Origin of the sequence: Streptomyces sp. NPDC006458 (genome assembly GCF_040612135.1) — a bacterium.
GTDB lineage: Bacteria > Actinomycetota > Actinomycetes > Streptomycetales > Streptomycetaceae > Streptomyces.
Window position 1 is genome coordinate 1 of record NZ_JBEXPR010000073.1, and the last position, 5,321, is coordinate 5,321.

Sequence of the window (5,321 nt, forward strand, 5' to 3'; positions counted from 1 at the left end):
AGACCGCGGACCTGACATCAGCACGACCGATGTGAATGCCGAGCCCCGCCGCGATGCTCGACGCCTCACCGCCTACCGTGCACGAGCTCGTTAGGCCGCTGTCCAGGGGCGCCAGTCATCCGGCCTCTGGCGCGCCGTAGGAGAACCTGTATCCGGCGAAGTCGGCGAGATGGACGTAGCCGATGCGCTGGTAGAGGGCGTTGCTTGTGGGGTTGTCCGGGTCTGTGAACAGGACGACGTCCGTCGCCCCGGCGGCATGTGCCGCCCTGCTGGCCTCGGCCGTCACAGCTCCGGCGTAGCCGCGGCCGCGGAGGTGGGCCGGGGTGTAGACGGGATCCACTCGGACCATGCCGCCGACGACCGAGGTCGAGGCCGCCATCGAGACGGGGACGCCCTCCGGGGTCTCCCAGAACATGAAGTGCCTGTCGCCGAAACGCGAGTCGTCCCAGGAGCCGGCGTCGATCAAGTCGATGGAATGTTGCTCCCCGACGTCGACGCAGAACTCACGGCACCAGCGCACGACTTGGTCACGGTCCTTACGGCCCGTGAGGCGGCCCTGGCCTTCCGGGCGCGGCTGCGGCGGGGTGAGCGTGCCGAGACGGTAGAGATGCGTCTTCCAGAAAGGTGCCGACGCCGCGCCCATGTGCTTCTGCCATGCCTCGGAGAAGGCGCCAGCGGTGTTGTGCTCCGCGATGACATGGGCGGGTGAGTGACCCAGGCCGGCCAGGTATGCAGCGAGGGTGTCGGTCTGCTCGACAGAGAGGGGTGTGAGACCCAGGCGTCCGAGGGGAGTGAGATAGAAGATCGCGCGAACCTCACCCTGCGACTCTAGTTGGCCGAAAATGGCGGCTTCGTCGTCGGACTCGGCCGCCCTGTTTGTCCGCAGCTTCTCGATGTCCGTCAGCGGCGTGTTATGCAGGGCAGCGCGCGAACGCAGGAAGTGCCCAGCTCGGGCAAGGAAGGCGTCGACGTCCTGGGTGAGGTGCCAGTCATCCGGATGCATGCTTCATGTTCCCGGACGACCTCGACTCGGGGCCGCTCCTTCAACTCCTTTCAGCCACGTCCCGTCCTATCGTTTGGTGCGGGCGAGTCGCGGCCAGGTAGTGGGACCAGTTCTCGCCGGCCATGGCTGCGAAGCGTTCCGCGGTTCTCGGCTGGATGCCGATCAAGTCGGAGAGCACGACGGGTGGCAGGTCGGCGAGCGCTTGCATCATGGCCGTGTTCCGGGCTGCGCGTGCGGGCAGGTCGTAGCGCTTGAGTTTGTCGGACAACCCCGCAGGGTTGCGGGGGCGCCCAGGAGCTCGGCCCGGCAGCAGGTACCTGGTGGCTTCGTTGCCGTGCCGGTATCCGTCTTCGAGGTGGCGGTGCGGCCGCGGTGGCGTGCCCGGCGCTGCAGGGCGCCGAAGTCGAGGCGGCCTTCGTCGGGCACGACGAGTTCGCAGTCCAGGACCAGGTTCTCGTCGACGCCGGACGCGGCCCGCGCGACGGCCGGGAACGTGGGGTGAGATCAGCCCCGCGCCGGGACTGCACCCGCACCATGCCGCCGCGCGCGAACACCACACACCGGTACCCGTCGGCCTTCTGCTCGAACTGCAGCGCCCCGGGCAGCGCCCCGTCCGGCTGCAGCTCATGCCGGGCTTCGGCAAGCATCGGATGGATCGGCGCAGAAAGGATCACACGGCCATATCTACGCCCGTCCTGCCCGGCCGCGCGTGCGACACGGCGAACCCCGCGGCCCGCCCTGCCGCGGGCCCCTGGCAGTGCTTCGTCGGGCATCGTGGCCAGTCGGCGAGCGGCGCCAGGCTGTATGTCTGGCGGCTCGGGAGCGGACCGGTTGCCGACGTGGTTTCCTCGGTGCGGGGCAGCGGTGGGAACGTGCTCGGGTTTGGACGGTCCGAGCAGGCCGCTGCTCGGTTTGCGGCGGGTGGGGAGGCTTCGCCGCGGAAGGGGGGTGGCGTCATCACGGGACGTCCTGGTTTCGGGGAGGCGTTACGCGCTCATCGGCGTGCGGCACGCTGGACGCTGGAGCAGCTGGCCGAGGTGTCGGGGGTCAGTGCCCGGACTCTGTCGGACATGGAACGCGAACGCAGCAGAGGCCCTCAGCAGCGGACCGTGACCGCGCTGGCGGACGCGCTCGCGCTGGAGGGCGATGTCCGCGGAGAACTGATCGAGCTGGCGCGCGAGGGCCGGTTGCGGGATCACTGGACGCGTCCGACTGGTCTGTGTGAATTGCCCCGGTCGGTCGATGACTTCACCGGCCGGGCCGCGGAACTGGTGTGGGTGAGCGAGCTGGTGTACGCCGAGAGGTCGCCGGGTGTCGGTGTGGTGGGGCTCGTCACGGGTTCCGCGGGCCTGGGGAAGACCACGTTCGCGGTCCGGGCCGCTCATTCGGTACGGCCGAGCTTTTCCGGCGGGGTGCTCTTCGTCGATCTGCACGGCATGTCCCAGCGGCCGCTGGCTGCCGCGGACGCTCTGCAGCTGGTGCTGCGCGCGCTCGGTGTCGCGGACCGGCAGATCCCGGGCGACACCCAGGAGCGGTCTTCCCTGTACCGGTCGCTGCTGCGGGACAGGCGTGTCCTGGTGGTCCTGGACAACGCCACGTCGGAGGAACAGGTGCGCCCGCTGCTGCCCGCAGGCGGCGCGGGCCGGGCGCTGGTCACCACCCGGCGGCTGCTGCCGGGCCTGGAGGGCGTGCGCAGGCTGGTCCTGGGGCCCCTGCCGTTGCCAGAGTCCGTGGAACTGCTGGCCGGCATCCTGGGCGAGCGTTCCGCCTCCGACGGGCAAGGGGCTCTGACCCGGCTCGCTGAGTTGTGCGGCGGTCTGCCTCTGGCCCTGCGGATCATCGGAAACCGCCTGGTCAGCCGGCCCGGATGGGACGCCGCCGAACTCGCCACGCGGCTGGCGGACGAGGAGCGCAGGCTGGATCAGTTCAAGGCGGGCGACCTCAAGATCGCCAATGCGTTCGGGATGTCGTACGAGCAGCTCGGCGATTCTGCGCGGCGGATGTTCCGCCGGCTCGCTGTTGTGCCGGGACCGGACTTCGACGCAGCGCTGGCTTCCGTCGCCGGCGGGATGGCGGACGAGGACGCCTGGGAGGCTCTCGACGACCTCGTCGACCTCGGCCTGCTCCACGACAGCGGCGCGGGTCGTTACCGCTTCCACGACCTGGTCCGCTTGTTCGCCCGCGACCGGCTCCACGAGGAGGAGGCCACCGGCGAGCGCGAGGCGCTGACGGAGACGGTGACGTCGTGGCTGCTGCGGATGGCCACGATGTCCGGGCGATGGTTCGAGCCCGGCTACGGTCGGCCCGACGCCGATCTCGCCGCGCTGACCTCGGCGGAAGAGGCCGACTGGTGGCTGCGGGCGAACGCGGACAACTGGCTGGGAGCGGTGCGGGCCGCGGCCGGCAGCGGCTGGCACGCCCTTGTCCTCGACTGCGCGGAATCGATGCACTGGTTCTCCGACCGCTGGGCGCACGGCCCGCACTGGCAGGAGGTCTTCACGCTGGGGGCGCAGGCCGCCGCCGCCATCGGCGACCTGGCGCAGCAGGCGACCCAGCTGAACTACCTGGCCTGGGTCCATTCGGTGCCGCCCAGCGACCCTCAGGCCGTACTGCGGCACGCGGCCCAGGCGCTTGAGCTGGCCACCCGGGCCGACGCCACCGCACAGATCGCCTGGGCACACGAGTACACCGCATCGGCACAGTTCCTGCTCGGCCGGCCCGACGAGGCCGTCGCGTCATCGTCCCGGGCAGCACAAATGTTCAAGGCCATCGGCGACATCGACTCCTACGTCCAGAGCAATGCCGCCATCACCAAGTGCCTCTTCGACGACGAGCGCTACACCGAAGCGCTGGAGCGCTACCTCGAACTGCTCGCCCTGGTGGACGACCCGGAGTCGGGGATGACACCGGCCGTCGCCACGCACAGCCGGCCTATGGCGCTGATCCGCATCGGCTCCTGCCTCGGACACCTCGGCCGCCGTGCGGAGGCAATCACCGCGCTCAGCGAGGGAATCGACCTCCTGGATAGGCTCCGGGTGTCCGACTACCGACAGGCCGACGCCCTGGAAACCCTGGCCGCCCTGCTAGCCGAGCAAAGCCGGACCGGCGAAGGCCGCCGCGCCTACGCACGGGCGGCGCAGGTCTACGGAGCGATCGGTGACAAGGCGGCGAGCGACCGCTGCCACGCCCTGGCCGCAGGCCGAGGCGTGGGCCGCAAACGTCGGACGGCTACTTCTGCGTGCTGTTCTGCGTGGCCCCGCGGTGGCCCTTCGACTTCACTGGACGTACCGGGGCAGACGGCAAGGCGCTGTCCCTCCACGCCGGGAGTGTCCATGGCAACCATCAGGAACATCGTTCTCGTGCACGGCGGTTTCGTGGACGGATCGGGCTGGCAGGGGGTCTACGAGCACCTGGCCGCCGACGGCTACAACCTGGCCGTCGTGCAGAACCCGACCCTGTCGCTGGCCGGGGACGTCGCCGCCACCCGCCAGGTCCTCGACGGTCTCGACGGCCCGGCCGTGCTGGTCGGCCACTCCTACGGCGGTGTCGTCATCACCGAGGCCGGCGCCCACCCCAACGTCGCAGCGCTCGCCTACATCGCCGCGTTCGCGCCGGACAAGGGCGAGTCGGTCGGCTCCCTGATCGCCGACCCGCCGCCCGGGGCGCCGGTCCCGCCGATCCTGCCGCCCCAGGACGGGTTCCTGCTCCTGGACCGGGACAGGTTCGCGGCGTCCTTCGCCGCGGACGTGCCCGAGAAGCTGGCGGCCTTCATGGCCGACTCGCAGGTCCCCTGGGGCGTCGAGGCCCTCGAAGGAGCCGTCTCCGAGCCGGCCTGGCAGACCAAGCCGTCCTGGTACCTGGTCGCCACGGACGACCGCATGATCCCGCCGGCCGCCCAGCGCGCCATGTCCGAACGGGCCGGGGCCACCGTCTCCGAGACCCCCGGCAGCCACGCCGTCTACGTCTCCCGTCCCGCCGTCGTGGCCGCCGTCATCGCCCAGGCCGCTGACGGAACCAACGGCCCGGCCTAGCCTCTGCCGGGAAGGGCTTTTGCGCTTCCCGGAGTCCGGTCAGCCGGCACCATCAGAACCGGCCGGGCGTAGTCCTTGAGGCGCAGGTTCTGTCCCTCAGGGCTGGCCAGGTACTCCTCCCACAGGCGGGCGGCCGCCGGGTGGGGCGCGTACGTGTTGATCGCCTGCGCGTAGTACTGGGAGAAGCTGCCATCGAAGGGGATGGACACCTTCCAGTCCACGTTCGTCCCGCGCAGCTCGTCGATGTGCTTCAGGTTGAGGAAGTCCCATTCGATGCTGATGGGTGT

Annotated in this window: 3 protein-coding genes and 2 pseudogenes; 2 read left to right on the plus strand and 3 right to left on the minus strand. The window is 70.4% G+C overall.

From position 1 onward, the window contains the following. Positions 1 to 115: 115 nt before the first annotated feature. Positions 116 to 1,003 (minus strand): GNAT family N-acetyltransferase, encoded by an 888-nt coding sequence (locus tag ABZZ79_RS39380; RefSeq protein WP_356697456.1) that lies wholly within the window; start codon positions 1,001 to 1,003, stop codon positions 116 to 118. Between the two features lie 40 nt (positions 1,004 to 1,043). Beyond that, positions 1,044 to 1,271 (minus strand): hypothetical protein, encoded by a 228-nt coding sequence (locus ABZZ79_RS39385; RefSeq protein WP_356697458.1) that lies wholly within the window; start codon positions 1,269 to 1,271, stop codon positions 1,044 to 1,046. A gap of 382 nt (positions 1,272 to 1,653) precedes the next feature. Here ABZZ79_RS39385 and ABZZ79_RS39390 point away from each other — a divergent pair. Beyond that, positions 1,654 to 2,853 (plus strand): annotated as a pseudogene (locus tag ABZZ79_RS39390) (helix-turn-helix domain-containing protein); the annotation flags it as partial. A 1,482-nt stretch (positions 2,854 to 4,335) separates the two neighbouring features. Then, on the plus strand, positions 4,336 to 5,034 hold the full coding sequence (locus ABZZ79_RS39395) for an alpha/beta hydrolase (RefSeq protein WP_356697460.1): 699 nt from the start codon (positions 4,336 to 4,338) through the stop codon (positions 5,032 to 5,034). Here the strand turns inward: ABZZ79_RS39395 and ABZZ79_RS39400 are convergent. Further along, positions 5,031 to 5,321, minus strand: a pseudogene (locus ABZZ79_RS39400) (ABC transporter substrate-binding protein); the annotation flags it as partial. The gene ABZZ79_RS39395 and the pseudogene ABZZ79_RS39400 sit on opposite strands and share 4 nt — an antisense overlap.

Excerpts from the sequence above, each read along its gene's own strand:
- ABZZ79_RS39380 (WP_356697456.1), bottom strand. The coding sequence starts at position 1,003 with ATGCATCCGGATGACTGGCACCTCACCCAGGACGTCGACGCCTTCCTT.
- ABZZ79_RS39395 (WP_356697460.1), top strand. The coding sequence starts at position 4,336 with ATGGCAACCATCAGGAACATCGTTCTCGTGCACGGCGGTTTCGTGGAC.